Here is a 24,171-nt window from a genome sequence, read left to right on the forward strand (position 1 = left end):
ATTCGTGAAAGCGTTCACATTCACAAGCAACTTGCATGTAATACCAAGGAGAGGTAGCAGCCATGGACTGGCGTCACAACGCCGTTTGCCGCGAGGAAGACCCCGAGCTCTTCTTCCCCATCGGCAACACCGGTCCTGCGCTGCTGCAGATCGAGGAAGCCAAGGCCGTCTGCCGCCGTTGCCCCGTCATGGAGCAGTGTCTGCAGTGGGCGCTCGAGTCCGGCCAGGACTCCGGCGTCTGGGGTGGCCTCAGCGAGGACGAGCGCCGTGCCATGAAGCGTCGCGCCGCCCGCAACCGGGCCCGTCAGGCCACCGCCTGACACCCCACCCCGCACGAGCCTGAGCTTGGCGGCGCGTACAGCGAGTACGCATCTCCCGCCCCCGAGCCGCAGCGCGCAGTACCCCCGATGCGCATAGCAACGTGAGCGTGAGCCCCGGACCACCAAGTGGTCCGGGGCTCATTGCTGTTTGCGTCCGCGTGGATTACCTGTGCATGTCTGTGGATTACTTGTGGGCGCCGGCCGCGTACGGGTGCCGCTTACTTGTGAGCCAGCACCGGGATGTCCAGGATCACCTGGGTCCCGCGCTCCGGAGCCGCCACCATGTCGAAGGTGCCGCCCAACTCGCCCTCCACCAGCGTCCGTACGATCTGCAGACCGAGGTTGCCCGAGCGGTGCGGATCGAATCCTTCCGGAAGTCCGACGCCGTCGTCCTGGACGGTGACCAGGAGGCGGGCGTCCTTGGTGGTGCCGCCACGGACCGCGGAGACCTCGACGGTGCCCCGGTCGCCCTCGCGGAAGCCGTGCTCCAGGGCGTTCTGCAGGATCTCCGTGAGGACCATGGAGAGCGGCGTCGCGACCTCGGCGTCCAGGATGCCGAAGCGGCCGGTGCGCCGGCCGGTGACCTTGCCGGGAGAGATCTCGGCGACCATGGCGAGCACCCGGTCGGCGATCTCGTCGAACTCCACGCGCTCGTCCAGGTTCTGGGAGAGCGTCTCGTGCACGATCGCGATCGAACCGACCCGGCGTACAGCTTCCTCCAGGGCCTCCCGGCCCTTGTCCGAGTCGATGCGCCGGGCCTGGAGCCGCAGCAGGGCCGCCACCGTCTGGAGGTTGTTCTTCACCCGGTGATGAATCTCCCGGATGGTCGCATCCTTGGTGATCAACTCACGCTCACGGCGCCGCAGTTCGGTGACGTCGCGCAGCAGCACCAGTGAACCCACGCGGGTGCCCTTGGGCTTGAGCGGGATCGCGCGCAGCTGGATCACGCCGTCACCGCTCTCGATCTCGAACTCGCGGGGCGCCCAGCCGCTGGCGACCTTGGAGAGCGCCTCGTCCACCGGGCCGCGCGACGGGGCGAGTTCGGCGGTGGTCACGCCGAGGTTGTGGCCCACGAGGTCGGCGGCGAGGCCGAGGCGGTGGTACGCCGACAGCGCGTTCGGAGAGGCGTACTGGACGATGCCGTCCGCGTCGAGGCGGATCAGTCCGTCGCCCACCCGTGGCGAGGCGTCCATGTCGACCTGCTGGTTCGGGAACGGGAAGGAGCCCGCCGCGATCATCTGGGCGAGGTCGGAGGCGCTCTGGAGGTACGTCAGCTCAAGGCGGCTCGGCGTACGCACGGTGAGCAGGTTGGTGTTGCGCGCGATGACCCCGAGGACGCGCCCCTCACGTCGTACGGGAATGGACTCGACCCGTACCGGAACCTCCTCGCGCCACTCCGGGTCGCCCTCGCGCACGATCCGGCCCTCGTCGAGCGCGGCGTCCAGCATGGGGCGGCGGCCGCGCGGGACGAGGTGGCCGACCATGTCGTCCTGGTACGAGGTGGGGCCGGTGTTGGGCCGCATCTGCGCCACGGACACATAGCGGGTGCCGTCGCGCGTGGGCACCCACAGGACGAGGTCGGCGAAGGAGAGGTCGGAGAGCAGCTGCCACTCCGAGACCAGCAGATGCAGCCACTCGAGATCGGAGTCACCGAGGGCGGTGTGCTGGCGTACGAGGTCGTTCATGGAGGGCACGTGTGCGAGCGTACCCGGCGGATACGACAGGCCCCGAAATCAGCCACTCGCACGGGTCCCGCGGAGGCTTCGCACGGGCCCGGAAACACCCGCGGGCCGCGGCGCCTGGGAGGGACCCTCAACCCTCCCGGCACCGCAGCCCGGAGCAACAACGGCCGCGGGGTGTGCGGTCCCGATGGCCGAAGAGAGGAGCCGGAGCAGTCAGGGCAGAGAGCGCCGGTTCCTCGGTCCGCCTTCCTGTGCGGGGAAGACGGAGGCTTGTTCAGTTACTCAAGCATTGCGATACACCAGCATTGTGGACTAGACCATGGTCCTGCGTCCATGCGTCATCTGTCCATGCGCCAAGCGATGTTTATTGTTGTCGGCTTATCCAACATCCAACAGCATCCATCACGCAGACTAACCCGCTTCGGTTCAGGAACGGGCCGGATTGGCGGATGAACGGACCGGATGGGCGGCGGAGCGGGGCCAGACGGCCATGGCGAGTTCCGCCAGCGCCTCCAGTTCTTCTCGGCCGGCGCCGTCGCGGGCCTGCTGGGACATGCCCTGGATGACCGCCCCGGTGTACCGGGCGAGGGCCGCCGCGTCAGTGTCCGCGGGCAGCTCGCCCGCGGCGATCCCCGCCCTTATACGGCTCTCGAAGACGGCGATGTTGGCGTTGCGCCGCTCGCGCAGGGACTCCTCGACCTCGGGTGAGGTGCAGTTGGTGGCCGCGTGGATGACCAGGCAGCCGTGCGGGTGGCCCGGGTCGGTGTACTCGACGGCCGCCTCGCGCAGCATCCGCTCGACCGCGCCGCGGGCGGTGGGCTCCTCGGCCAGCGCGCGTTCGCCGAACGAGCCGTACTTCGTGCCGTACTCGCGGACCACCTCGTCGAAGAGCGACCGCTTGTCACCGAACGCCGCGTACAGGCTCGGGGCGCCGATGCCCATGACGCGTGTGAGGTCGGAGACGGAGGTCGCCTCGTACCCGCGCTCCCAGAACGCGAGGATCGCCTTCTCCAGCGCGGTCTCACGGTCGAAGGAACGGGGACGGCCGCGCTGCTTGGTCAGGACCTTGGCGTCCTCGGGTGCGGCGGTCCCCGGCTCGGTCTGCTGCCTGCTCACCATGGGATGGATTTTATAGCGGCTGCTAGAGAAATGTCGGTGGGCTGTTGTACGGTTTTTTCTGTAGCGACCACTAGTGAAATGCGAAGGGGGCGTCGGCATGGGCGTGCTCAGCGGCAGGACGGCACTCGTCACGGGCGGCGGCAGGGGCATCGGGCGGGGCATCGCCGAGCGGCTCGGACGGGACGGCGCGCGGGTGGCCGTGCACTACGGCAGCAATGAGGCAGCCCCGAAGGAGACGGTCGCCGCGATCGAGGCGGCGGGCGGATCGGCGTTCGCGATCGGGGTGGAGCTCGGGCTGCCGGGCGACGCGGAGGCCCTGTGGGAGTCCTTCGACCGGCAGGCGGACGGGCTGGACATCCTGGTGAACAACGCGGGGATCGGTACGTCGCGTTCGTTCGACGAGATCGACGAGACGGAGTACGACAAGGTGTTCGCGGTGAACGTGACGGCACCGCACTTCATCACCCGGCTCGGCACCTCCCGCCTGCGCGACGGCGGGCGCGTCATCAACATCTCCTCGGGCCTCGCCCGCAACGCCGTGATGCCGGACAAGATGGCGTACGCGATGACGAAGGGCGCCCTGGACGTCTTCACCCGGGACCTGTCCAAGGTGCTGGGCCCCCGGGGGATCACCGTGAACTCGGTGGCCCCGGGCATCATCGACACCGACAACACCGCCGAGTTCCTGCACGGGACCGAGGACGGATGGGCACAGGCCTCGGCGATATCGGCGCTGGGCCGGGTGGGAGTGCCGGCGGATGTGGCGGACGTGGTGGCGTTCCTGGCGTCGGACGACGGGCGGTGGATCACGGGAAGCTGGGTGGACGCGACGGGGGGTTCGCTCATGTGAGGCGGGCGCCTTCAGTGACCCGGGCGCCATCGCGGGGAAGCTTCGGGCGACGATAGGGAGGGGCTCTGCTAGATTGGTCTATACCACATGTGTCCCTTTTCGGGTTCCAGTGAGTCTCCTGAGTCCTTGAGTCCCTGAGTCCCCTCTCCAGATCGGCAGGCCCAGCGTGGAAGTTGTCATCGTCCCGGACGCCAAGGCGGGCGGCGAGCTGATCGCCGAGGCCATGGCGGAGCTGCTCCGACGCAAGCCCGACGCCCTGCTCGGCGTGGCCACCGGCTCGACTCCGCTGCCCATCTACCAGGCGCTGACGGCCAAGGTGAGCGCCGGTGCCGTGGACGCCTCGGGCGCGCGGATCGCTCAGCTCGACGAGTACGTGGGGCTGCCGGCCGAACATCCCGAGTCGTACCGCTCGGTACTGCGGCGCGAAGTGCTTGAGCCGCTGGGGCTGGGCATGGACGCGTTCATCGGACCGGACGGCACCGCGGAGGACGTGCGGGCCGCGTGCGAGGCGTACGACAAGGCGCTCGCGGAGGCCGGCGGCGTCGATCTCCAGTTGCTCGGGATCGGGACGGACGGGCACATCGGGTTCAACGAGCCGTGCTCCTCGCTCGCCTCACGGACCCGCATCAAGACGCTGACCGAGCAGACCCGGGTGGACAACGCGCGGTTCTTCGAGGGCGACATCGAGCAGGTGCCGCACCACGTCATCACCCAGGGCATCGGCACGATCCTGGAGGCACGGCACCTGGTGCTGCTCGCCACGGGCGAGGGCAAGGCGGACGCGGTGGCCGCGACGGTCGAGGGGCCGGTGGCCGCGGTGTGCCCGGCGTCGGCGTTGCAGCTCCACCCGCACGCGACCGTCGTCGTAGACGAGGCGGCGGCCTCCAAGCTGAAGCTCGCGGACTACTTCCGGCACACGTTCGCCAACAAGCCGGACTGGCAGGGGATTTAGCGGCACGGACAGAGATCGTCACGGTCGCCGAGCGTCACGGGCACAGATCGTCACGCACGCCGAGCGACCACACGAAGGTGCCGGGTCTCCCCCCAGGGAGGCCCGGCACCTTTTCGTTCAGGTGGTCACGTAATCGCTGCCACGCTGCTCCCCCGCGATGACCTCCGCCGCCGCCCGGCCGCATACGCGTGCCGCGCCATGGGTGGCGATGTGGAGGGTGCCCCGGGGCGGGGACTGCGGTACGCCCATCTCGACCACGACGGTGTCGGGGCGGGCGGCGAGGAGGGTGTCGAGGGCGGCCGCCATCCAGGGGTGGCGGTGTTCGTCGCGGACGACGGCGACAATCCGGCGGGTGCCCGCGGCGGCGAGGGCCAGGGCGCCCGCGCTCTCGCCGGTGAAGCTGCCGGTCTCCGTGCCGGGGAGCAGCCGGGCCAGTTCCGCCGCCACGCCCCAGGGGGTCTCGTCACCGACAGCGATGTTCGCGACCGGGGTGAGCGCGGCGACGTACGGGGCCTCGGTGAGCGGGGCGTACGTCTCGGCGTGGGTCACCGTGAGCGCGCGACGGGCGGCGACCAGGCCGACGTCGGCACGATCACCCGCACCCACACCCGCACCCGTCCCCTCACCTGCACTCGCACCCACGCCTACCGCCGTCCAACGTGCCAGCGCCCGCACCCGGTTCGCCGCGTCCGCGAGGCGTTCCTCGGGGAGTTCGCCGGTGCGGACGGCTGAGACGAGGGCGTCGCGGAGGCGGCGTACCGTGTCGTCGTCCGCGAGGCCGCCGCCCACGCAGATCGCGTCCGCGCCGGCCGCGATGGCGAGGACGCTGCCCCGCTCGATGCCGTACGTCGCGGCGATGGCCTGCATCTCCATGCCGTCGGTGACGATGAGACCGTCGTAGCCGAGTTCCTCGCGGAGCAGGCCCGTGAGGATGCGGCGGGAGAGGGTGGCCGGGCGGTCGGGGTCCAGCGCCGGGACGAGGATGTGCGCGCTCATCACGGCGCGCGTCCCCGCGGCGATCGCGGCGCGGAACGGGGCGAGTTCGCGGGACTCCAGTACCGACAGATCGGCGTCGATGCGCGGCAGCGCGTGGTGCGAGTCGACGGCCGTGTCGCCGTGCCCCGGGAAGTGCTTGGTGCAGGCGGCGACCCCCGCGGACTGGAGTCCGGTGACGTACGCGGCCGTGTGCCGGGCCACCAGGTCGGTGTCGGCGCCGAAGGACCGTACGCCGATGACGGGGTTGTCGGGGTTGGAGTTCACGTCGGCGGACGGGGCCCAGTTGAGGTTGACGCCGCAGGCGGCGAGGCGGCGGCCCAGTTCGGCGGCCACTTCCTCCGTCAGTGAGACGTCGTCCACCGCTCCCAGCGCGTGATTGCCGGGGAACGAGGACCCCGTACGCACCTCCAGGCGGGTGACGTCACCGCCCTCCTCGTCGATCGCGACGAGCACGTCGTCGCGTTCGGCGCGCAACTGGGCCGTCAGGGCGGCGAGTTGCTCGGGCGAGTCGATGTTGCGGCCGAACAGGCCGACCGAGGCGAGGCCTTCACCCAGGCGGCGGAGCAGCCAGTCGGGGGCCGTGGTTCCGGTGAAACCGGGTTGGAGGACGGTGAGCGCGTCACGCGTGATGGTGTCCGTCCCACTGGCGAGTGTCGTCATCGGGTGGCGTTATCCCTTCACGGCGCCCGCGGTCAGCCCCGCGGCCATCTTGCGCTGGACTATGAGGAACAGGACGACGATCGGCACGGCCATCATCGTGGAACCGGCCATCATCGGGGCGTACTCGGTGCCGTGCTTGGTGGTGAAGTTGCCGAGCCAGACGGTGGCGGTCTGGTTCTTCTGGCTCAACAGCATGAGGGCGTAGAGGTATTCGTTCCACGCCTGGATGAAGCCGTACACGGACGTGGCGACCATGCCGGGTGCCAGCAGCGGGAAGACCACGCGGACGAAGGCGCCCGTGCGGCTGCAGCCGTCGACCATCGCCGCCTCCTCCAGCTCCTTCGGGATGTTGACGATGAAGCCGCGCAGCGTCCACACCGTGAAGGGGAGGATGAAGGTCAGATACGTGATGATCAGACCGGAGAGCTTGTCGTACTGGTCGAGGTCGTTCAGCAGCAGGAAGATCGGGATGATCATGGCGACCAGCGGGACCATCTGGACCGCCAGGATGCCGACGATCACGATCTTCCGGCCGCGGAAGGCGAAGCGGGAGATGGCCAGCGCGGCCAGCAGCCCCACCACCATGCCGATCACGACCACCGACAGGGACACGATCAGGCTGCGGCCCACCGGGCCCCAGAAGTCGGCGATGTCCAGCGCGCGGCGGAAGTTGTCGAGCGTCACCGCCGTGGGGAACAGGCTCGGATCCGAGTCGATGGCGTCCTTGGCCGGTTTGAAGGCCGTATTGAACATCCAGTAGACGGGGAAACCCGCGGTGACGAAGACAAGCAGGCCGAGCAGGTTCCAGCCGAGCTTGGACTTGCGGGGTCCGGAGGACTTGCGGGGGCCGGAGGACGTACGCCCCGAGGTGGTGATCGCGCTCACTCGACCTCTCCGATCTTCAGCATCTGACGCATGTACACGGCGACCACGCCCAGCAGCAGGAGCACGGTCAGCAGGGCGATCGCCGATCCCTGCGCGTAGTCGTTGACCACGAACGCACGGTCGTACGAGTACGTGGTGAGCAGCTGGAACTCGGCCTCCGGGTGGCCGCCCCGCATGACGAAGACCTGGGGGAAGACGCCCATGTCCCAGATGACGGAGAGGGTCGTGAGCATCACGATGATCGGCTTGAGGATCGGCAGCGTGACGTAACGGAAGACGCCCCAGGCGCCCGCGCCGTCGAGGCGTGCCGCCTCCTCCAGCTCCGCCGGCACCTGGGTGAGTCCCGCGCTGAGCGTGATGACGACGAACGGCACCGCGCCCCACACCACCAGGAGCATGATCACGGCCAGGCCCTGGGTGCCGCTGGCGAACCAGTTGTGGCCGACCATGTCGACGCCCGGCAACTTGCTGAGCAGCGCGTTGAAGACGCCGTAGTCGGAGTCGAAGAGCCACTTGAAGACCGTGGTGGCCACGATGATGGGCATGCCCCAGCTGGCCACGAGCACGATGTTGATGAGTGTCTTCACCCAGCCGGAGACCCGCTGGAGGAGCAGCGCGATCAGCATGCCGATGACCATCGTGAAGATGACGGAGCCGCCCGCGAAGACGATCGTCCGGACGACCACCGCCCAGAACTCGCTGTCCCCCAGCACCTTGCCGAAGTTGTCGAAGCCGACCGACTCGGCCGGCTGGAAGCCCCAGAGCTGGGACTGCCCGAACTTCTGGAAGGACAGCGTGACCAGCCGGACCAGCGGATAGCCGAGGACCAGCGCGAGAATCAGCAGACAGGGGGCGAGCAGCGCCCAGGGGACGGCTGCCCCGCCGTTCGTCCGCTTTCTCCGTGGCTGCTCCGGCGCGGCCGATGGTGGTGGCGACTGCCGCGCAGGCGGCACTTTGGCAGTGGTCGTTTCAGCGGCACTCATCCGCGCGCTCCTCAGCGGTACCTCAGGTCGTACGGGTCGTACGGGAAGCAAGCCCCGCCCGCGACCGGGTCGTACGGGAGGCTCACCCCCCGGTCGTACGGGGAGCAGGGCCCCGCGCCTCCGCGAGGGAGGACCGACGGGGCCCTGCTCTCAGGTCACTTGGTGTTGATGACCTTGTCGATCGCGGCGTCCGCTTCCTTCGCGGCGTCCGCGACCGACTTCTTGCCGGTGCCGATGTTCTGCAGCATGGTCTGCAGGACCTGGGCCTTCTCGACCTGGCCCCAGCCCGGTGCCATCGGGACGAACCAGTTGGACTCGGCCGCCGTGGCCGGGACCACCGTGGCCGGGTCGTTCTTCAGGGTGGCGAGGTCGGTCTTGTTGTTGGGCAGGTTGCCCTTGCCCATCAGGCCCTTCTGGCCCTTGGCTCCGGTGAACGCGTTGATCCACTCGGCGGCGACGGCCTGCGCCTTGGACTTCACCGGTACGGCGAGGTCGGAGCCGCCGAGGAAGACGGGGAGGTTCTTCCCGGACGGGCCGGGCATCACGAAGTTCTCGAGGTTGCCCTTGAGCTTGCCGGTCTTGTCGTTCTTCGGGTCCTCGGAGGTCGCGCCCTCCCAGGCCGCGCCGAAGATCATGCCGGACTTGCCCTGGCCGTAGACGATGTAACGGTCGGACTCGTCCTTGGTCTTGTCGCCGTGCATGTACTTGTCGACGACGTTCTTGAACTCGGTGAGGCCCTTGATGGACTCGGGCGAGGAGAGGTTGCCCTTCCACTGGCCGCCGTCTTCCTTCGCGATGGAGCCGCCGGCGTCGTAGACGAAGGACATGGCCGCGTACCAGTCACGGGTGGGCTGGTACCAGGCGCTGAACTTGTCGCCCTCCTTCTTCTGGATCTTGTCCAGGGTGGAGGTGAGCTCCTTGTACGTCTTCGGGGCGGACTTCACGCCGACCGAAGCGGCGAGGTCCTTGCGCCAGTTGCCGACGCGGCCACCGGCGTAGTACGGGACGCCGTAGGTCTTGCCGTCGTAGGTGACCGAGGCCTTGAGGCCGTCGAGCCAGGCGTCCGACTGCTCGAACTTCGAGGCGTCGAGGGGAGCGAAGGCGCCCTTGACCATGTAGCCGAGCATCTCGGTGTTGCCCATCTCGACCACGTCGGGGGCCTTGTCGGTGGCGAGGACCGCGTCGAGCTTGGTGTTCTTGTCCGGCCAGCCGTAGTACTCGTGGTTGATCTTGATGCCGGGGTGCTTCGCCTTGATCGCCGTGTCGGCGGCCTTGACCAGCTCGGGCCAGTTGTTCTGCGCGTCGACGGTGAGCCAGACGGTCAGCTCCTTGGCGTCCGCGCCCTTGTCCGACCCCCCGGACTTGTCGTCACTCCCGCACGCCGCGATGGAGACCATCATGCCCGCGATACCGATCGCGGCTATCAGCTTGCGCTTCACGCCACCCTCCTCAGGGATGCCATAAACCCCCCTGCTCCCTGCGGTGACATACGACGCGTACCGCCCGTGGGGCCGGGACTGGACCAATGGTGTAGACCAGTACGGGGAGCTTGGCCTAGACCTAGGGGGGTGTCAAGGCGTTCACAGGCACTCCGACCGTCCGTTATGGGACCTACATATGAAAGGACCTTTAATTAGGTAAGTGGCATAACGGACAGCCCAGTTCACGCACCCTGTGCGACGCGTCTCCGCGCGGTGGACTAGACCAACAGGTACGGCGACGGTATATAGAGGGGATCACGGAGCGTGCGAGGGGACACTCGCACACGAAGCCGTGCCACGATGTGAGCCGTGGCCGATGGGGATGTCGGTCGCTTCGGCATCCGGAGCCGGGAAGGCAGAGCATGAGCACCGACGTCAGCAGTGCGGAGAACGAGGGTGGGGCGCCCATCCGTACCGCGCGCGTGCCCAAGTACTACCGCCTGAAGAAGCACCTGCTCGACATGACGGAGACACTGCCGCCCGGCACGCCGGTACCGCCCGAGCGCACCCTCGCCGCCGAGTTCGACACCTCGCGCACCACCGTGCGGCAGGCCCTTCAGGAACTGGTCGTCGAGGGCCGCCTGGAGCGTATCCAGGGCAAGGGCACCTTCGTGGCCAAGCCCAAGGTCTCCCAGGCACTGCAACTCACCTCGTACACCGAGGACATGCGCGCCCAGGGCCTCGAACCCACCTCGCAGCTCCTGGACATCGGCTACATCACCGCCGACGAGACCCTCGCCGGGCTGCTCGACATCTCGGCCGGCGGCCGGGTGCTGCGCATCGAGCGGCTGCGCCTCGCGAGCGGCGAACCGATGGCCATCGAGACGACCCACCTGTCCGCCAAGCGCTTCCCCGCGCTGCGCAGGTCTCTCGTCAAGTACACCTCCCTCTACACCGCGCTCGCCGAGGTGTACGACGTCCATCTCGCCGAGGCCGAGGAGACCATCGAGACCTCGCTGGCCACCCCGCGCGAGGCCGGACTGCTCGGCACCGACGTCGGCCTGCCCATGCTGATGCTCTCCCGGCACTCGCTGGACAGGCAGGGCGAGCCGGTGGAGTGGGTGCGCTCGGTGTACCGGGGCGACCGGTACAAGTTCGTGGCGAGGCTCAAGCGCCCGCAGGACTAGCGGGCCTCTGGTGGATCACCGTACTCAAGTGCCCCCAGAAATAAGCCACTTGAGGTAGTGCACGTGGTGTAGCGCAGCTCCTCTTCCTGCTCTACGGTCCTCCCGTCACCCATGGACGGGAGGACGACCCGTGCGCACCGAAAGCCCTGAAAACCCTGAAATAGCATCCCCTCGCAAGGCAACGCCCCGCACCATCGTCATCTGGACCCTCGTCGCGCTGGTCGGCGCCACGGGCTGGTCCGTGCTCGCCCTCGCCCGCGGCGAGAACGTCTCGGCCGCCTGGATGGTGGCCGCGGCCCTCGGCACGTACGCCATCGCCTATCGCTTCTACGCGAAGTTCATCGCGTACAAGGTGCTCAAGGTCGACAAGACCCGGGCCACCCCCGCGGAGCGGCTGAACAACGGCATCGACTTCCACCCGACGGACCGGCGCGTGCTGCTCGGTCACCACTTCGCGGCGATCGCGGGCGCGGGCCCGCTGGTCGGACCCGTACTGGCCGCGCAGATGGGCTACCTGCCCGGCACCATCTGGATCATCGTCGGCGTGATCTTCGCGGGCGCGGTCCAGGACATGGTGGTGCTGTTCTTCTCCACCCGCCGGGACGGCCGCTCGCTCGGGCAGATGGCCCGCGAGGAGATCGGCCCGTTCGGCGGCGCCGCGGCCCTGCTCGCCACCTTCGCCATCATGATCATCCTGCTCGGCGTGCTCGCGCTGGTGATCGTGAACGCGCTGGCGCAGTCGCCGTGGGGCACCTTCTCGATCGGGATGACCATTCCGATCGCCCTGCTCATGGGCTTCTACCTGCGGGTACTGCGGCCGGGACGCGTCGCCGAGGTGTCGCTGATCGGCGTCGCGCTCCTCCTGCTCGCCCTCGTCGCCGGACGCTGGGTCGCCGAGTCCTCCTGGGCCGGCACCTTCACCCTCGCCCCCTCCACCCTGGTGATCTGGCTGGTGGCGTACGGCTTCATCGCCTCCATCCTCCCCGTCTGGATGCTCCTCGCCCCCCGCGACTACCTCTCCACCTTCATGAAGATCGGCACGATCGCGCTGCTCGCGCTGGGCGTCGTGATCGCGCTGCCGACGCTGAAGATGGACGCGGTCACCGACTTCGCCCGACACGGCAACGGGCCGGTCTTCGCGGGCTCGCTCTTCCCCTTCGTCTTCATCACGATCGCCTGTGGTGCGCTCTCGGGCTTCCACTCGCTGATCGCATCCGGCACGACACCCAAGATGATCCAGAAGGAGACGCAGGTCCGGATGATCGGGTACGGCTCCATGCTGATGGAGTCGTCGGTCGCGATCATGGCCCTCGTCGCCGCGTGCATCATCGACCCGGGCCTGTACTTCGCGATGAACGCGCCGGCCGGAGTCATCGGCACCACGGTCGAGTCGGCGTCGCACGCGGTCGCGGGCTTCGGCTACACGATCTCCCCGGCGGACCTCGCGCAAGCCGCCCACCAGGTCGAGGAGCAGACCCTGCTCTCCCGCACCGGCGGCGCGCCCACCCTCGCCGTCGGCGTCTCGGAGATCTTCTCCAAGGTCACCGGGGGAGGTCTGCGCGCCTTCTGGTATCACTTCGCGATCATGTTCGAGGCCCTGTTCATCCTGACCGCGCTCGACGCGGGCACCCGCGTGGGCCGGTTCATGCTCCAGGACATGCTGGGCAACGTCTACCGCCCCTTCAAGAACGTGAGCTGGAAACCCGGACTCGTCATCACCAGCGCCATCGTGTCCGCCCTGTGGGGCTATTTCCTCTGGGTCGGCGTCCATGAACCGCTCGGCGGCATCAACCAGCTCTTCCCGATCTTCGGCATCTCGAACCAGCTGCTCGCGGCGGTCGCCCTGGCCGTCTGCACGACCCTGCTCGTGAAGTCGGGCCGCCTCAAGTGGGCCTGGATCACCGGCGTTCCACTCCTCTGGGACGCCACGGTCACCCTCACCGCCAGCTACCAGAAGGTGTTCTCCAGCGACCCGCGCGTGGGCTTCTTCAAGCAGCGCTCGGTCTACCAGGACGGCATCGACGCGGGAAAGGTCCTGCCACCCGCCAAGAGCATGGACGACATGCACACCGTCGTCACCAACTCCACGGTGGACGGCATACTTTCGGCCATTCTCGCCGTCCTCGTCGTCGTCGTGATCGCGGACGCGGCCCGGGTGTGCGTCCGGCACGTACGCCGCCCGGCGCTGTCCACGCTCAGCGAGGCGCCGTACGTGGAGTCGAAGATCGTCGCTCCGGCCGGGCTGATCCCGACCAGGGAGGAGAAGACGGAGAAGGCGGGGGAGGCGGAGCGCGATGCGGTCGGCGCTGAAACGGGCGGTTAGCCGCACGGGAAGGGGAATTCGCTGGTACGTAAGGGAGTTGACGGACGAATCCGCCTACGACCGCCATGTCACCCACCTGCGGAAGGACGATCCGGACACACCCGTACCCTCGCGCCGTGAGTTCGAACGATGGCGGACGGACCGTCAGGAGCGGGACCCGCGCCAGGGGTTCCGCTGCTGCTGAAGCCAACACCGGCCGCCCACACGAACCCTCCACATCCGCTATGCGGACGGGGGTTCCATAAAGGCGGAACCGTCGCCTAGATTGCCTGCGCGTTACACAGGTGATCAGTGAGGGGACGGAGCCGCCGTATGTCAGATGTGCCTGAAGTGAAGCCACCGGTGGTGACGCCGGTCCGTGTAGTGATCGCCCTCTGTCTGTCCGCACCGTTCGTGGCGATGCTGTGGGTCGGCTCGTACGCGAAGACGGACCCGGCCTTCATAGGCATCCCGTTCTTCTACTGGTACCAGATGCTGTGGGTGATCATCTCGACCGCCCTCACGATGACCGCGTACCAGCTGTGGCAGCGTGACCAGCGGGCCCGCGCCGCCGCGAAGGGCGGTGTCGAAGCATGAAGGACGGCGTGAACGGCGTGGCACTCGCCGTCTTCATCTTCTTCTTCCTGGCCGTCACGGTCATGGGCTTCCTGGCCGCGCGCTGGCGCAAGGCGGACGACGAGCACAGCCTCGACGAATGGGGCCTGGGCGGACGGTCGTTCGGCACCTGGATCACTTGGTTCCTGCTCGGCGGCGACCTCTACACGGCGTACACCTTCGTCGCCGTACCGGCCGCCATCTACGCGGCGGGCGCGGCCGGCTTCTTCGCGGTTCCGTACACGATCCTGGTCTACCCCCTGATCTTCACCTTCCTCCCCCGCCTGTGGTCGGTCTCCCACAAGCACGGATACGTGACGACGTCGGACTTCGTGCGCGGCCGCTTCGGCTCCAAGGGGCTGTCCCTCGCCGTGGCCGTCACCGGCATCCTGGCCACCATGCCGTACATCGCGCTCCAACTGGTCGGCATCCAGGCCGTGCTGGACGTGATGGGCGTGGGCGGCGGCGAGAACACGAACTGGTTCGTGAAGGACCTCCCGCTCCTCATCGCCTTCGGCGTGCTGGCGGCCTACACCTACTCCTCGGGCCTGCGCGCCCCGGCGCTGATCGCGTTCGTGAAGGACACCCTGATCTACATCGTGATCGCGGTGGCCATCATCTACATCCCGATCAAGCTGGGCGGCTTCGACGAGATCTTCAAGGCGGCGAACGACAAGTACACGGCGGCGGGCGCCGGCGGAATCGTCCCCGCCGAAGCGAACCAGTGGACGTACGCCACCCTCGCCCTGGGCTCGGCACTCGCGCTCTTCATGTACCCGCACTCGATCACGGCGACGCTGTCGAGCCGCAGCCGCAACGTCATCCGCCGCAACACCACGATCCTCCCGCTCTACTCCCTGATGCTGGGCCTGCTGGCCCTCCTCGGCTTCATGGCGATCGCGGCCGGGGTGAAGGTCACGAACGGCCAACTCGCCATCCCCCAGCTCTTCGAGACCATGTTCCCGGACTGGTTCGCGGGCGTGGCCTTCGCCGCGATCGGCATCGGTGCGCTCGTCCCCGCGGCGATCATGTCCATCGCCGCCGCCAACCTCTTCACCCGCAACATCTACAAGGACTTCATCAAGCCGGACGCGACCCCGCAGCAGGAGACCAAGGTCTCCAAGCTGGTCTCGCTCCTGGTGAAGGTGGGCGCGCTGGTCTTCGTCCTGACGATGGACAAAACCGTCGCGATCAACTTCCAGCTCCTCGGCGGCATCTGGATCCTCCAGACGTTCCCCGCCCTGGTGGGCGGCCTGTTCACCCGCTGGTTCCACCGCTGGGCACTCCTCGCCGGCTGGGCCGTGGGCATGCTCTACGGCACGCTCGCCGCGTACGGGATCGCCTCCCCCACCCAGGATCACTTCGGCGGCAACTCGAAGGAGATCCCTGGCATCGGGGAGATCGGCTACATCGGCTTCACGGCGTTCGTCCTCAACGTGGTCGTGACCGTGGTCCTCACCTTCGCCCTCCGGGCCTTCAACGCCCCCGACGGCGTGGACGAAACGTCCCCGGAGGACTACACGGCGGACGCGGCCACCCCGAGCGTCGAGGCGAAGCTGCCGCCGGCGACAGCGGAGGCGACCCCCTAGCCGCCGGACGGGTGCGGACGGAGGGATTGCGCAGTTCCCCGCGCCCCTTCAATGCCGCAGACGCCGTACGGCCGAAGGGGACGGGTCGGGGGCGTCCGCCCGCAGCGGCTGGCGCGTCAACGCCGAGCCCTTGAAACCCCACCGATTCCGCGCCAGACCGAGGACGGATACCCCCGACCCGGCCCCGACCCACAACAAGCCACAGCGGCCACCAGACGGGCCGCCGGACACAATCCGGCGGCCCGCACTCATGCCCCTGACACATCCCGCTGCTCACCTACGAGTTGACGCTCCAGCACACTCCGTAGCACTCCCCGACACCAACGCGACACAACATGTGGTGGTGCTCCCGCAGCCCGGCACAAGATGTATGCTCATGCTCGCTGTCGCCGCAGGGGAATCCGGTGCGAATCCGGAACTGTCCCGCAACGGTGTACTTGTGTGTGTTCGCGTACCCGCGTGCACACACTCGCGTCAGTCCGAGGACCTGCCGACAGCGCGCCCCGGCCACCCGGCCCGGGCGCCGACGACGTCCGGGCCTCGCGGAATGGGCCGGTGGACGCGACGCCGTGCGCGCTCGTGTGCCCCGCCGCTTTCCCCTGGCCCCGTGCCGAGCGAGGGAGAGCCCCAAGTGACCATCGCGCCAGCCGATCCGGCTTCAGTTTCCGTGCCGCAGGCCCCGGTGCAGGCCCCGGTGGAGAACGACGGTCCCGGTACCACGCTGCTGCGTACCCTGACCGACCTCACCGCCGACCTCCCCGACGCCGACCCCGGCCGGGTCGCCGCCGCCGCGCTGCGCGGCCGCTCCGCCCGCGCGGACGACACGGAACTGCGCGAACTGGCCACGGAGGCCGCCGCGGGCCTCATCTCCGAGGACCCCGCCTACTCGAAGCTGGCGGCCAGGCTGCTGACGATCAGCATCGCGGCCGAGGCCGCCTCCCAGGGCGTCACGACCTTCTCCGAGTCGATCACGACCGGCCACCGCGAGGGCCTGATCGCCGACCGCACCGCCGAGTTCGTCCGGCTGCACACGGCCCACCTCGACGCCCTGATCGACACCGAAGGCGACGACCGCTTCGGCTACTTCGGCCTGCGCACCCTGCACAGCCGCTACCTCCTGCGGCACCCGATCACCCGCAAGGTCGTCGAGACGCCCCAGCACTTCATGCTCCGCGTGGCATCCGGCCTCGCCGAGGACGACACCACCAGGGCCCTCGACGAAGTAGCGGCGCTCTACAGCCTGATGAGCCGCCTCGACTACCTCCCCTCCTCCCCCACCCTCTTCAACTCCGGCACCCGGCATCCCCAGATGTCGTCCTGCTACCTCCTCGACTCCCCGCTGGACGAGCTGGACTCCATCTACGACCGCTACCACCAGGTCGCCCGGCTCTCGAAGCACGCGGGCGGCATCGGCCTGTCGTACTCCCGTATCCGTTCGCGCGGTTCGCTGATCCGCGGCACGAACGGGCACTCCAACGGCATCGTCCCGTTCCTGAAGACCCTCGACGCCTCGGTCGCCGCCGTGAACCAGGGCGGCCGGCGCAAGGGCGCGGCCGCGGTCTACCTGGAGACCTGGCACTCCGACATCGAGGAGTTCCTGGAGCTGCGCGACAACACCGGCGAGGACGCCCGCCGTACGCACAACCTGAACCTCGCGCACTGGATCCCGGACGAGTTCATGCGCCGGGTGAACGAGGACGCCGTCTGGTCCCTCTTCTCCCCCGCCGACGTGCCCGAGCTGGTCGACCTGTGGGGCGACGAGTTCGACGCCGCGTACCGCAAGGCGGAGGAGGCGGGCCTCGCCAAGAAGACCATCCCGGCCCGCGACCTGTACGGCCGCATGATGCGCACCCTCGCACAGACCGGCAACGGCTGGATGACCTTCAAGGACGCCGCCAACCGCACCGCCAACCAGACGGCGGAGCCGGGCCACACCGTCCACTCCTCGAACCTGTGCACCGAGATCCTGGAGGTCACGGACGACGGCGAGACGGCGGTCTGCAACCTGGGCTCGGTCAACCTGGGCGCGTTCGTCGACACGGCGGCCGGCGACATCGACTGGGAGCGGCTGGACGAGACGGTCCGCACGGCCGTCACCTTCCTCGACCGCGTCGTCGACATCAACTTCTACCCGACCGAGCAGGCGGGCCGCTCCAACGCGAAGTGGCGCCCGGTCGGCCTCGGCGCGATGGGCCTCCAGGACGTCTTCTTCAAGCTGCGCGTCCCGTTCGACTCACCGCAGGCCAAGGCCCTGTCCACCCGTATCGCCGAGCGCATCATGCTCGCCGCGTACGAGGCCTCCGCGGACCTCGCCGAGCGCAACGGCCCGCTTCCGGCCTGGGAGAAGACCCGTACGGCCCGCGGAGTCCTCCACCCCGACCACTTCGACGTGGAACTCACCTGGCCGGAGCGCTGGACGGCCCTGCGGGAACGCATCGCCGCGGTCGGCATGCGCAACTCGCTCCTCCTCGCCATCGCCCCCACCGCCACGATCGCGTCGATCGCGGGCGTGTACGAGTGCATCGAGCCGCAGGTCTCGAACCTCTTCAAGCGCGAGACGCTCTCCGGCGAGTTCCTCCAGGTCAACTCCTACCTGGTGGCCGAGCTGAAGAAGCTCGGCGTGTGGGACGCGCAGACCCGCGAGGCGCTGCGCGAGTCCAACGGCTCGGTGCAGGGCTTCACCTGGGTGCCGCAGGACGTCCGTGACCTGTACCGCACGGCCTGGGAGATCCCGCAGCGCGGCCTCATCGACATGGCCGCCGCCCGCACCCCGTTCCTCGACCAGGCCCAGTCGCTGAACCTGTTCCTGGAGACGCCGACCATCGGCAAGCTCTCCTCGATGTACGCCTACGCCTGGAAGTCGGGCCTGAAGACGACGTACTACCTGCGCTCGCGCCCGGCGACCCGCATCGCCCGCGCCGCCCAGGCGCAGACGCAGCCCGAGAAGACCATCCCCGTCCAGCAGGCGGCCGACCCCGACGCCGTCGCCTGCTCCCTTGAGAACCCCGAGTCCTGCGAGGCCTGCCAGTAATGACGACCGCCCCCGAAAAGACCGAGAAGAACCTCCTCGACCCGGGCTTCGAACTCACCCTCCGCCCCATGCGCTACCCGGACTTCTACGAGCGCTACCGGGACGCGATCAAGAACACCTGGACCGTCGAGGAGGTCGACCTCCACTCGGACGTCGCCGACCTCGCGAAGCTCTCGCAGGGCGAGCAGCACATGATCGGCCGGCTGGTCGCGTTCTTCGCGACGGGCGACTCGATCGTGGCGAACAACCTCGTGCTGACGCTGTACAAGCACATCAACTCCCCCGAGGCGCGCCTGTATCTCTCCCGGCAGCTCTTCGAGGAAGCGGTCCACGTCCAGTTCTATCTGACCCTGCTGGACACCTATCTCCCCGACCCGGAGGACCGCGCCGCCGCCTTCGACGCCGTCGAGAACATCCCCTCCATCCGCGAGAAGGCAGAGTTCTGCTTCAAGTGGATCAACGAGGTCGAGAAGCTGGAGCGCCTGGAGACCCAGGCCGACCGCCGCCGCTTCCTGCTCAACCTGATCTGCTTCGCCGCGTGCATCGAGGGCCTCTTCTTCTACGGTGCCTTCGCGTACGTCTACTGGTTCCGCAGCCGGGGTCTGCTGCACGGCCTGGCGACGGGCACCAACTGGGTGTTCCGCGACGAGACCATGCACATGTCCTTCGCCTTCGAGGTGGTCGACACGGTCCGCAAGGAGGAGCCGGAGCTCTTCGACGACCAGCTCCAGCAGCAGGTCACCGACATGATCCGCGAGGCTGTCGAAGCCGAGCTGCAGTTCGGCCGCGATCTGTGCGGTGACGGTCTGCCGGGCATGAACACCGACTCGATGCGGCAGTACCTGGAGTGCGTCGCCGACCAGCGCCTCCAGCGGCTGGGCTTCGCGCCGGTGTACGGCTCCGAGAACCCCTTCTCCTTCATGGAGCTCCAGGGTGTTCAGGAGCTGACCAACTTCTTCGAGCGGCGCCCGTCGGCGTACCAGGTCGCGGTGGAAGGGTCGGTCTCCTTCGACGACGAGTTCTAGGCTCCGGCTTCAAGCGGATCCTGCCTGAAGCAGAAACGACAGGACCGCTGCCTCTTACGAGGCAGCGGTCCTGTCCGGTGTCGTTCCCGCTCTGGGCGAGATCCGTTGAGGACGGTCCGCGACGGCTCCCTAGCGGCAGTACGCGCCGCGCCCGAACTCGACGTATCGCGCGTTGACGTTCGACGCTTCGGTGCCGCCGAGCAAGCCGTAACCCGTGGCGTCGAAGTACCTGCCGCACGGCGAGTTCCTGCTGACGGTGAAGTAGTCGCCGAAGCGGGCGTCGTCGGGGTTGTGGGTGGCCTTGGCCACCTTCCGGAAGGTGAACCGGCCGGGCCCGGGGCTGTACTTGTCCTTGATCCCCACCGCTGTGGTGACGGCGGGTCCGCGGCCTCCGTTCCTGCCGCCGACGGCGATGGCCAGGCCCTGGTCTCCGGAGTCGTTCACACCGACGGCCGGCAAGCCCGTGCACTGGTGCGCGAAGGCGATGACAGGTTGCTGGACGAGCCTCAGGTCGTTCGGGCGCTTCCCGAGGCGGAACTTGGCGCCGACGATATGGGCGTTCGGATGAGCGGCATCGGAGCTCGTGGAAGCCCAGACGTTCACCGATCTCCGGTTGACGGCTGTGGCCACATTGAATCCTTCGATGCTCGCCGCGAGATCGTCGGCCCAGTCAGTGTTGTTCACCCCGCCCCGGCAGTCGGGGTCGCCGAAGGTCATGGCACCGACATCGTGCAGGGTCGAACCGACGGCCGTCGAGTTGTCGGGCCAGCTGAACACGCGCCACTGGGTGGGCGTGTTGACCCAGGAGAAGTACATGACATGCTGCGCGCCGCTGCCCGGGACCAGAATCCGCTGGCCTCCGGGGTTTGTGATGTTGACGCTTCTCCCCGAGGCGACCTTGCACGCAGCAAGCTGGTCGAGATTGAGGCGTCTCACCTCCGCGCCCGCCCAGTCGAGGTTCGGCCCGGCGAGTCGGTTTGCGCTGACGTACAAGAACTTCTTGCTGAGGCCCAGATGCGGGTAGTCAGGAAGCACGTCGGTCGCGGACGGGTCGAAATCGATGTCGTAGTAGCAGTTGTCCGCCGAGGGAATGTGCCGCCTCACGAAGATGCGTACGACACCGTTGCTGAACGTCGTGCGGCTGCTCACGTACAACATGCTGTGGAACGTGACATCGCGCGCGTGGTCGTGGACGACTTGGGTGTCACAGCAGGTGAACGGCGCTTCGGCCGGCCCCGCCGGGTAAGGGGCGGCACAGGAGTACGTGGCCCCGTGGTCCGTGGAGAATTCCTGGTGGTCGAAGTTGCCGGTGTAGTAGACGTTCCGGCCGTCGTTCGCCGCAGCCGGCTCGGCCAATGAGGCCGCCTGTCCACAGGTGTTGCCGGCCGCGACGGGGTTGCGGTGGTTGCGTGCGATGACGAGAGCCTTCGAGGCGGGGCCCTTCGCCCGGGACGAAACGTCCTCCACCTGGGATTCAGGTGCGGTCACCGGAGGCACCCCTCGCCGGCCGACCGACCGGGGGATCCGGGCGGCCATGTGCCGGCGCTTCTTGAGCAACGCGTTCTGCATGGCCTGGCCCTGCTTGGACGTCAGGGGAGCCCCAGGCTTGAAGTCCTTCGGCAGGGTCGGCGTTGCCGAGACAGGCACCGACTCCTGGTACACCACGTGGTTCCCGTTGCCCGGCGCCGCCTGCGCCCCCGCGGAACCGGTCCAGGCCACGGGCAGCAGCATGGCCAGGGCCATCAGCCCGATGCGCCAGCGTCGTTTGAAGAGTGCCTGATGCCTAGCGGTCACTTCACCCATCCTTTCGCCCGACGGGTGCCCAGCGCCGGCGAGACGCTTTGCCGCCGGCCGACCGAAGCGGGGAAGGCCTTCGGCCCGACGAGGATGTGTCGCGGCCGGAGGCTGCCCAGAATGTCGGGCAGTGTCGTGAGGATGGTGCAAGCACCTCCCCTCACGGGACCACTGACACACTGTCCGGCTCCCGCTTCTCCACCCGTCCGGCGCAGGCAGGCACTCCCGGGTGGGACGGTGCGACACGGATGACGCCGGGCCGCGTGTGCGGCCCGGCGTCGTCGCGTCTCGCCCATGGAGCGGCTATGCGCCGTCCATGGAGCAGCCATGGAGCGGCAAAGTTCTTCGGGCGCGGCTATCCGCGCGTCCTCGGCCCCGGTTACGTTCTGGCCGTCCCGACATGTCCTGCACAAGGACATGACAGGACGACTGATTTGGCATGCCCATGACACTCCCTCCCTTTGTTCACGCTACGCGCGTCACGGGCCCGCCATTCAGCGCCGAGAACCCCCACTTCCGGCTGTGGAGCCGCGTACGGCCCTACCCCGGTCCGCGCGGCACCCGCCTCAAACCGATGGAGGCAGCACCCCCCATGAGTGAGACCCGCTCCGGCAGACCCGCCGGGAACCTGCGAAGACTTCTGACCGCCGCCATACCCGCCCTCGCCCTCACCGTCGCCGGTCTGATGGCGGCCCCGAGCGCCGGCGCGCAGACCGCGCCCACCACCGGGCACACCTCCCGCGTCACCCAGAACGCGAAGGCCCTGACGGCCCCCGGCGCACAGGCCGTCCACTCCACCGGCAAGGCCGGACAGAAGGTGCCCACCACGCACCTGTGCGGCACCCCGGCCCCCGGTCACGCGGCCTGCTTCGCCCAGCGGCGTACCGACATCAGGCAGAAGCTGGCCGCCGCGGTCTCCCCCAACGCCGCCGCCGCGGTGTCCGGCCTGAGCCCGGCCAACCTGCACAGCGCCTACAACCTGCCCTCGACCGGCGGCTCCGGCCTGACCGTCGCCGTGGTCGACGCGTACAACGACCCCAACGCGGCCTCCGACCTGGCCACTTACCGTTCGCAGTTCGGCCTGTCGGCCTGCACGGTCGCCAACGGCTGCTTCAAGCAGGTCAGCCAGACCGGCTCGACCACCTCGCTGCCGACGAACGACACCGGCTGGGCGGGCGAGGAAGCGCTCGACATCGACATGGTCAGCGCGGTCTGCCCGAACTGCAACATCATCCTCGTCGAGGCCAACTCGGCCACCGACTCGGACCTCGGCACCGCCGAGAACGAGGCCGTGACCCTGGGCGCGAAGTTCGTCTCCAACAGCTGGGGCGGTGACGAGTCCTCCTCCCAGACCAGCGAGGACACCTCGTACTTCAAGCACCCGGGCGTCGCGATCACCGTCTCCGCGGGTGACTCGGACTACGGCGCCGAGTACCCGGCCACGTCCCAGTACGTGACCGCCGTCGGCGGCACCGCGCTGTCCACGTCCTCCACCACCCGCGGCTGGAGCGAGTCGGTCTGGAAGACCAGCAGCACCGAGGGCACCGGCTCGGGCTGCTCCGCGTACGACGCCAAGCCGAGCTGGCAGACCGACACCGGCTGCACCAAGCGCATGGAGTCCGACGTCTCCGCGGTCGCCGACCCCGCCACCGGCGTGGCCGTCTACGACACCTACGGCGGCTCCGGCTGGGCGGTCTACGGCGGTACGAGCGCTTCCTCGCCGATCATCGCGGGTGTGTACGCCCTCGCGGGCACCCCGGGCTCCAGCGACTACCCGGCGAAGTACCCGTACTCGCACACCTCGAACCTGTACGACGTGACCAGCGGCAACAACGGCTCCTGCTCCACCTCGTACTTCTGCACCGCGGCCACCGGCTACGACGGCCCGACCGGCTGGGGCACCCCCAACGGCACCGCCGCCTTCACCTCGGGCACCAGCACCGGCAACACGGTGACCGTCACCAACCCGGGCAGCCAGTCCACCGCCACCGGCGGCTCGGTCAGCCTGCAGATCTCGGCCAGCGACAGCGCGGGCGCGACCCTCACCTACAGCGCGAGCGGTCTGCCGACCGGGCTGTCCATCAGCAGTTCCACCGGCCTGATCTCCGGCACCGCGAGCACGGCGGGCACCTACAGCACCACCGTCACAGCGACCGACAGCACGGGCGCCTCCGGCTCGGCGTCCTTCACCTGGACCGTCAGCACCTCCGGCGGCGGCACCTGCACCTCGGCGCAGCTGCTCGGCAACCCGGGCTTCGAGTCGGGCAACACCACCTGGACCGCCAGCAGCGGTGTCATCACCAGCTCCAGCAGTGAGGCCGCACACGCCGGCTCGTACAAGGCGTGGATGGACGGCTACGGCTCGACGCACACCGACACGCTCTCCCAGTCGGTGACCATCCCGTCCGGCTGCAAGGCCAGCTTCACCTTCTACCTGCACATCGACACGGCGGAGACGACCACCAGCAGCCAGTACGACAAGCTGACGGTCACCGCCGGATCGACCACTCTGGCGACGTACTCGAACCTCAACGCCGCCTCGGGCTACGCCCAGAAGACGTTCGACCTGTCCTCGTTCGCCGGGTCCACCGTCACCCTGAAGTTCAGCGGTGTCGAGGACTCCTCGCTCCAGACCAGCTTCGTCGTCGACGACACCGCCGTCACGACCAGCTGACGCACGAAGGCCCTGGCCGCCACGGCGGTCAGGGCCTTTCCGCGCCCGGAAGAGGATCCAGAAAAGGGATCGAGAGAAACTTCGAG

General features: G+C 68.5%; 18 protein-coding genes and 1 riboswitch. Of the genes, 11 read left to right on the forward strand and 7 right to left on the reverse strand.

All coding sequences use genetic code 11. The features are described 5' to 3' along the window. Positions 1-62 precede the first annotated feature (62 nt). Positions 63-320: a WhiB family transcriptional regulator gene (locus OIC96_RS15800; protein WP_006380970.1), complete on the forward strand. Its 258-nt coding sequence runs from the start codon at positions 63-65 to the stop codon at positions 318-320. 218 nt (positions 321-538) lie between these two features. On the opposite strand, the gene OIC96_RS15805 is transcribed toward OIC96_RS15800, so the two are convergent. Together OIC96_RS15805 and OIC96_RS15810 are read right to left on the reverse strand one after the other, a co-directional pair. Then, positions 539-2,005, reverse strand: coding sequence for a sensor histidine kinase (locus OIC96_RS15805; protein ID WP_330310284.1), 1,467 nt, complete (start codon positions 2,003-2,005; stop codon positions 539-541). A 423-nt stretch (positions 2,006-2,428) separates the two neighbouring features. Next, complete coding sequence (locus OIC96_RS15810) at positions 2,429-3,121, reverse strand: TetR/AcrR family transcriptional regulator (protein WP_330307216.1); 693 nt, start codon at positions 3,119-3,121, stop codon at positions 2,429-2,431. Positions 3,122-3,218: 97 nt separating this feature from the next. Between OIC96_RS15810 and OIC96_RS15815 the strand changes: the two genes are divergently transcribed. Both OIC96_RS15815 and nagB read left to right on the forward strand, forming a co-directional pair. Continuing rightward, a complete protein-coding gene (locus OIC96_RS15815; RefSeq protein WP_330307215.1) occupies positions 3,219-3,971 on the forward strand; it encodes an SDR family oxidoreductase in 753 nt (250 codons plus the stop codon). Between the two features lie 166 nt (positions 3,972-4,137). Further along, positions 4,138-4,923: a glucosamine-6-phosphate deaminase gene (nagB, locus tag OIC96_RS15820; protein WP_330307214.1), complete on the forward strand. Its 786-nt coding sequence runs from the start codon at positions 4,138-4,140 to the stop codon at positions 4,921-4,923. Between the two features lie 117 nt (positions 4,924-5,040). Here nagB and OIC96_RS15825 read toward each other — a convergent pair whose 3' ends face one another. The 4 genes from OIC96_RS15825 to OIC96_RS15840 form a co-directional block, all read right to left on the reverse strand. Then, positions 5,041-6,579, reverse strand: coding sequence for a glycoside hydrolase family 3 protein (locus tag OIC96_RS15825; RefSeq protein WP_330307213.1), 1,539 nt, complete (start codon positions 6,577-6,579; stop codon positions 5,041-5,043). Positions 6,580-6,588: 9 nt separating this feature from the next. Continuing rightward, positions 6,589-7,455, reverse strand: a complete 867-nt coding sequence (locus OIC96_RS15830; protein WP_330310283.1) for a carbohydrate ABC transporter permease — start codon at positions 7,453-7,455, stop codon at positions 6,589-6,591. Between the two features lie 5 nt (positions 7,456-7,460). Further along, positions 7,461-8,447 carry a carbohydrate ABC transporter permease gene (locus OIC96_RS15835; RefSeq protein WP_330307212.1) on the reverse strand — a complete coding sequence of 329 codons (987 nt, stop codon included), beginning with the start codon at positions 8,445-8,447 and terminating at the stop codon, positions 7,461-7,463. 155 nt (positions 8,448-8,602) lie between these two features. Further along, the gene (locus OIC96_RS15840; RefSeq protein ID WP_330307211.1) at positions 8,603-9,886 is read right to left on the reverse strand and encodes an extracellular solute-binding protein; all 1,284 of its coding nucleotides are present in this window, start codon (positions 9,884-9,886) and stop codon (positions 8,603-8,605) included. A 404-nt stretch (positions 9,887-10,290) separates the two neighbouring features. On the opposite strand from OIC96_RS15840, the gene OIC96_RS15845 reads away from it, so the two are divergent. The 7 genes from OIC96_RS15845 (at position 10,291) to OIC96_RS15875 (ending at position 19,617) form a co-directional block, all read left to right on the forward strand. After that, on the forward strand, positions 10,291-11,055 hold the full coding sequence (locus OIC96_RS15845) for a GntR family transcriptional regulator (protein ID WP_327431614.1): 765 nt from the start codon (positions 10,291-10,293) through the stop codon (positions 11,053-11,055). Between the two features lie 130 nt (positions 11,056-11,185). Beyond that, positions 11,186-13,378, forward strand: coding sequence for a carbon starvation CstA family protein (locus OIC96_RS15850; RefSeq protein ID WP_330307210.1), 2,193 nt, complete (start codon positions 11,186-11,188; stop codon positions 13,376-13,378). After that, positions 13,350-13,562, forward strand: a complete 213-nt coding sequence (locus OIC96_RS15855; protein WP_330307209.1) for a YbdD/YjiX family protein — start codon at positions 13,350-13,352, stop codon at positions 13,560-13,562. Before OIC96_RS15850 ends, OIC96_RS15855 begins: the two co-directional genes overlap by 29 nt. A gap of 128 nt (positions 13,563-13,690) precedes the next feature. Then, positions 13,691-13,954, forward strand: coding sequence for a DUF3311 domain-containing protein (locus tag OIC96_RS15860; protein ID WP_330307208.1), 264 nt, complete (start codon positions 13,691-13,693; stop codon positions 13,952-13,954). Continuing rightward, positions 13,951-15,561 (forward strand): monocarboxylate uptake permease MctP, encoded by a 1,611-nt coding sequence (gene mctP / locus OIC96_RS15865; protein WP_330307207.1) that lies wholly within the window; start codon positions 13,951-13,953, stop codon positions 15,559-15,561. Before OIC96_RS15860 ends, mctP begins: the two co-directional genes overlap by 4 nt. Positions 15,562-15,931: 370 nt before the next feature. Further along, positions 15,932-16,070, forward strand: a riboswitch (cobalamin riboswitch). 122 nt (positions 16,071-16,192) lie between these two features. After that, a complete protein-coding gene (locus OIC96_RS15870) occupies positions 16,193-18,592 on the forward strand; it encodes a ribonucleoside-diphosphate reductase subunit alpha (RefSeq protein ID WP_330307206.1) in 2,400 nt (799 codons plus the stop codon). Then, positions 18,592-19,617 (forward strand): ribonucleotide-diphosphate reductase subunit beta, encoded by a 1,026-nt coding sequence (locus OIC96_RS15875; RefSeq protein ID WP_330307205.1) that lies wholly within the window; start codon positions 18,592-18,594, stop codon positions 19,615-19,617. The genes OIC96_RS15870 and OIC96_RS15875 overlap by 1 nt, the downstream gene beginning before the upstream one ends. A gap of 129 nt (positions 19,618-19,746) precedes the next feature. Here the strand turns inward: OIC96_RS15875 and OIC96_RS15880 are convergent, their stop codons facing one another. Beyond that, positions 19,747-21,411 (reverse strand): hypothetical protein, encoded by a 1,665-nt coding sequence (locus OIC96_RS15880; RefSeq protein ID WP_330307204.1) that lies wholly within the window; start codon positions 21,409-21,411, stop codon positions 19,747-19,749. A gap of 592 nt (positions 21,412-22,003) precedes the next feature. On the opposite strand from OIC96_RS15880, the gene OIC96_RS15885 reads away from it, so the two are divergent. Then, a complete protein-coding gene (locus OIC96_RS15885) occupies positions 22,004-24,085 on the forward strand; it encodes a putative Ig domain-containing protein (RefSeq protein WP_330307203.1) in 2,082 nt (693 codons plus the stop codon). Positions 24,086-24,171: the final 86 nt, after the last annotated feature.

This window comes from Streptomyces sp. NBC_00775, assembly GCF_036347135.1.
Taxonomy (GTDB): Bacteria; Actinomycetota; Actinomycetes; order Streptomycetales; family Streptomycetaceae; genus Streptomyces; species Streptomyces lutosisoli.

Bases quoted from the DNA above. Each gene is read 5' to 3' on its own strand.
- OIC96_RS15845 (WP_327431614.1), top strand. From the start codon at position 10,291: ATGAGCACCGACGTCAGCAGTGCGGAGAACGAGGGTGGGGCGCCCATC.
- OIC96_RS15885 (WP_330307203.1), top strand. From the start codon at position 22,004: ATGAGTGAGACCCGCTCCGGCAGACCCGCCGGGAACCTGCGAAGACTT.
- mctP (WP_330307207.1), top strand. From the start codon at position 13,951: ATGAAGGACGGCGTGAACGGCGTGGCACTCGCCGTCTTCATCTTCTTC.
- OIC96_RS15835 (WP_330307212.1), bottom strand. From the start codon at position 8,447: ATGAGTGCCGCTGAAACGACCACTGCCAAAGTGCCGCCTGCGCGGCAG.
- OIC96_RS15810 (WP_330307216.1), bottom strand. From the start codon at position 3,121: ATGGTGAGCAGGCAGCAGACCGAGCCGGGGACCGCCGCACCCGAGGAC.
- OIC96_RS15800 (WP_006380970.1), top strand. From the start codon at position 63: ATGGACTGGCGTCACAACGCCGTTTGCCGCGAGGAAGACCCCGAGCTC.
- OIC96_RS15860 (WP_330307208.1), top strand. From the start codon at position 13,691: ATGTCAGATGTGCCTGAAGTGAAGCCACCGGTGGTGACGCCGGTCCGT.
- OIC96_RS15815 (WP_330307215.1), top strand. From the start codon at position 3,219: ATGGGCGTGCTCAGCGGCAGGACGGCACTCGTCACGGGCGGCGGCAGG.
- OIC96_RS15825 (WP_330307213.1), bottom strand. From the start codon at position 6,579: ATGACGACACTCGCCAGTGGGACGGACACCATCACGCGTGACGCGCTC.
- OIC96_RS15875 (WP_330307205.1), top strand. From the start codon at position 18,592: ATGACGACCGCCCCCGAAAAGACCGAGAAGAACCTCCTCGACCCGGGC.
- OIC96_RS15855 (WP_330307209.1), top strand. From the start codon at position 13,350: ATGCGGTCGGCGCTGAAACGGGCGGTTAGCCGCACGGGAAGGGGAATT.
- OIC96_RS15805 (WP_330310284.1), bottom strand. From the start codon at position 2,005: ATGAACGACCTCGTACGCCAGCACACCGCCCTCGGTGACTCCGATCTC.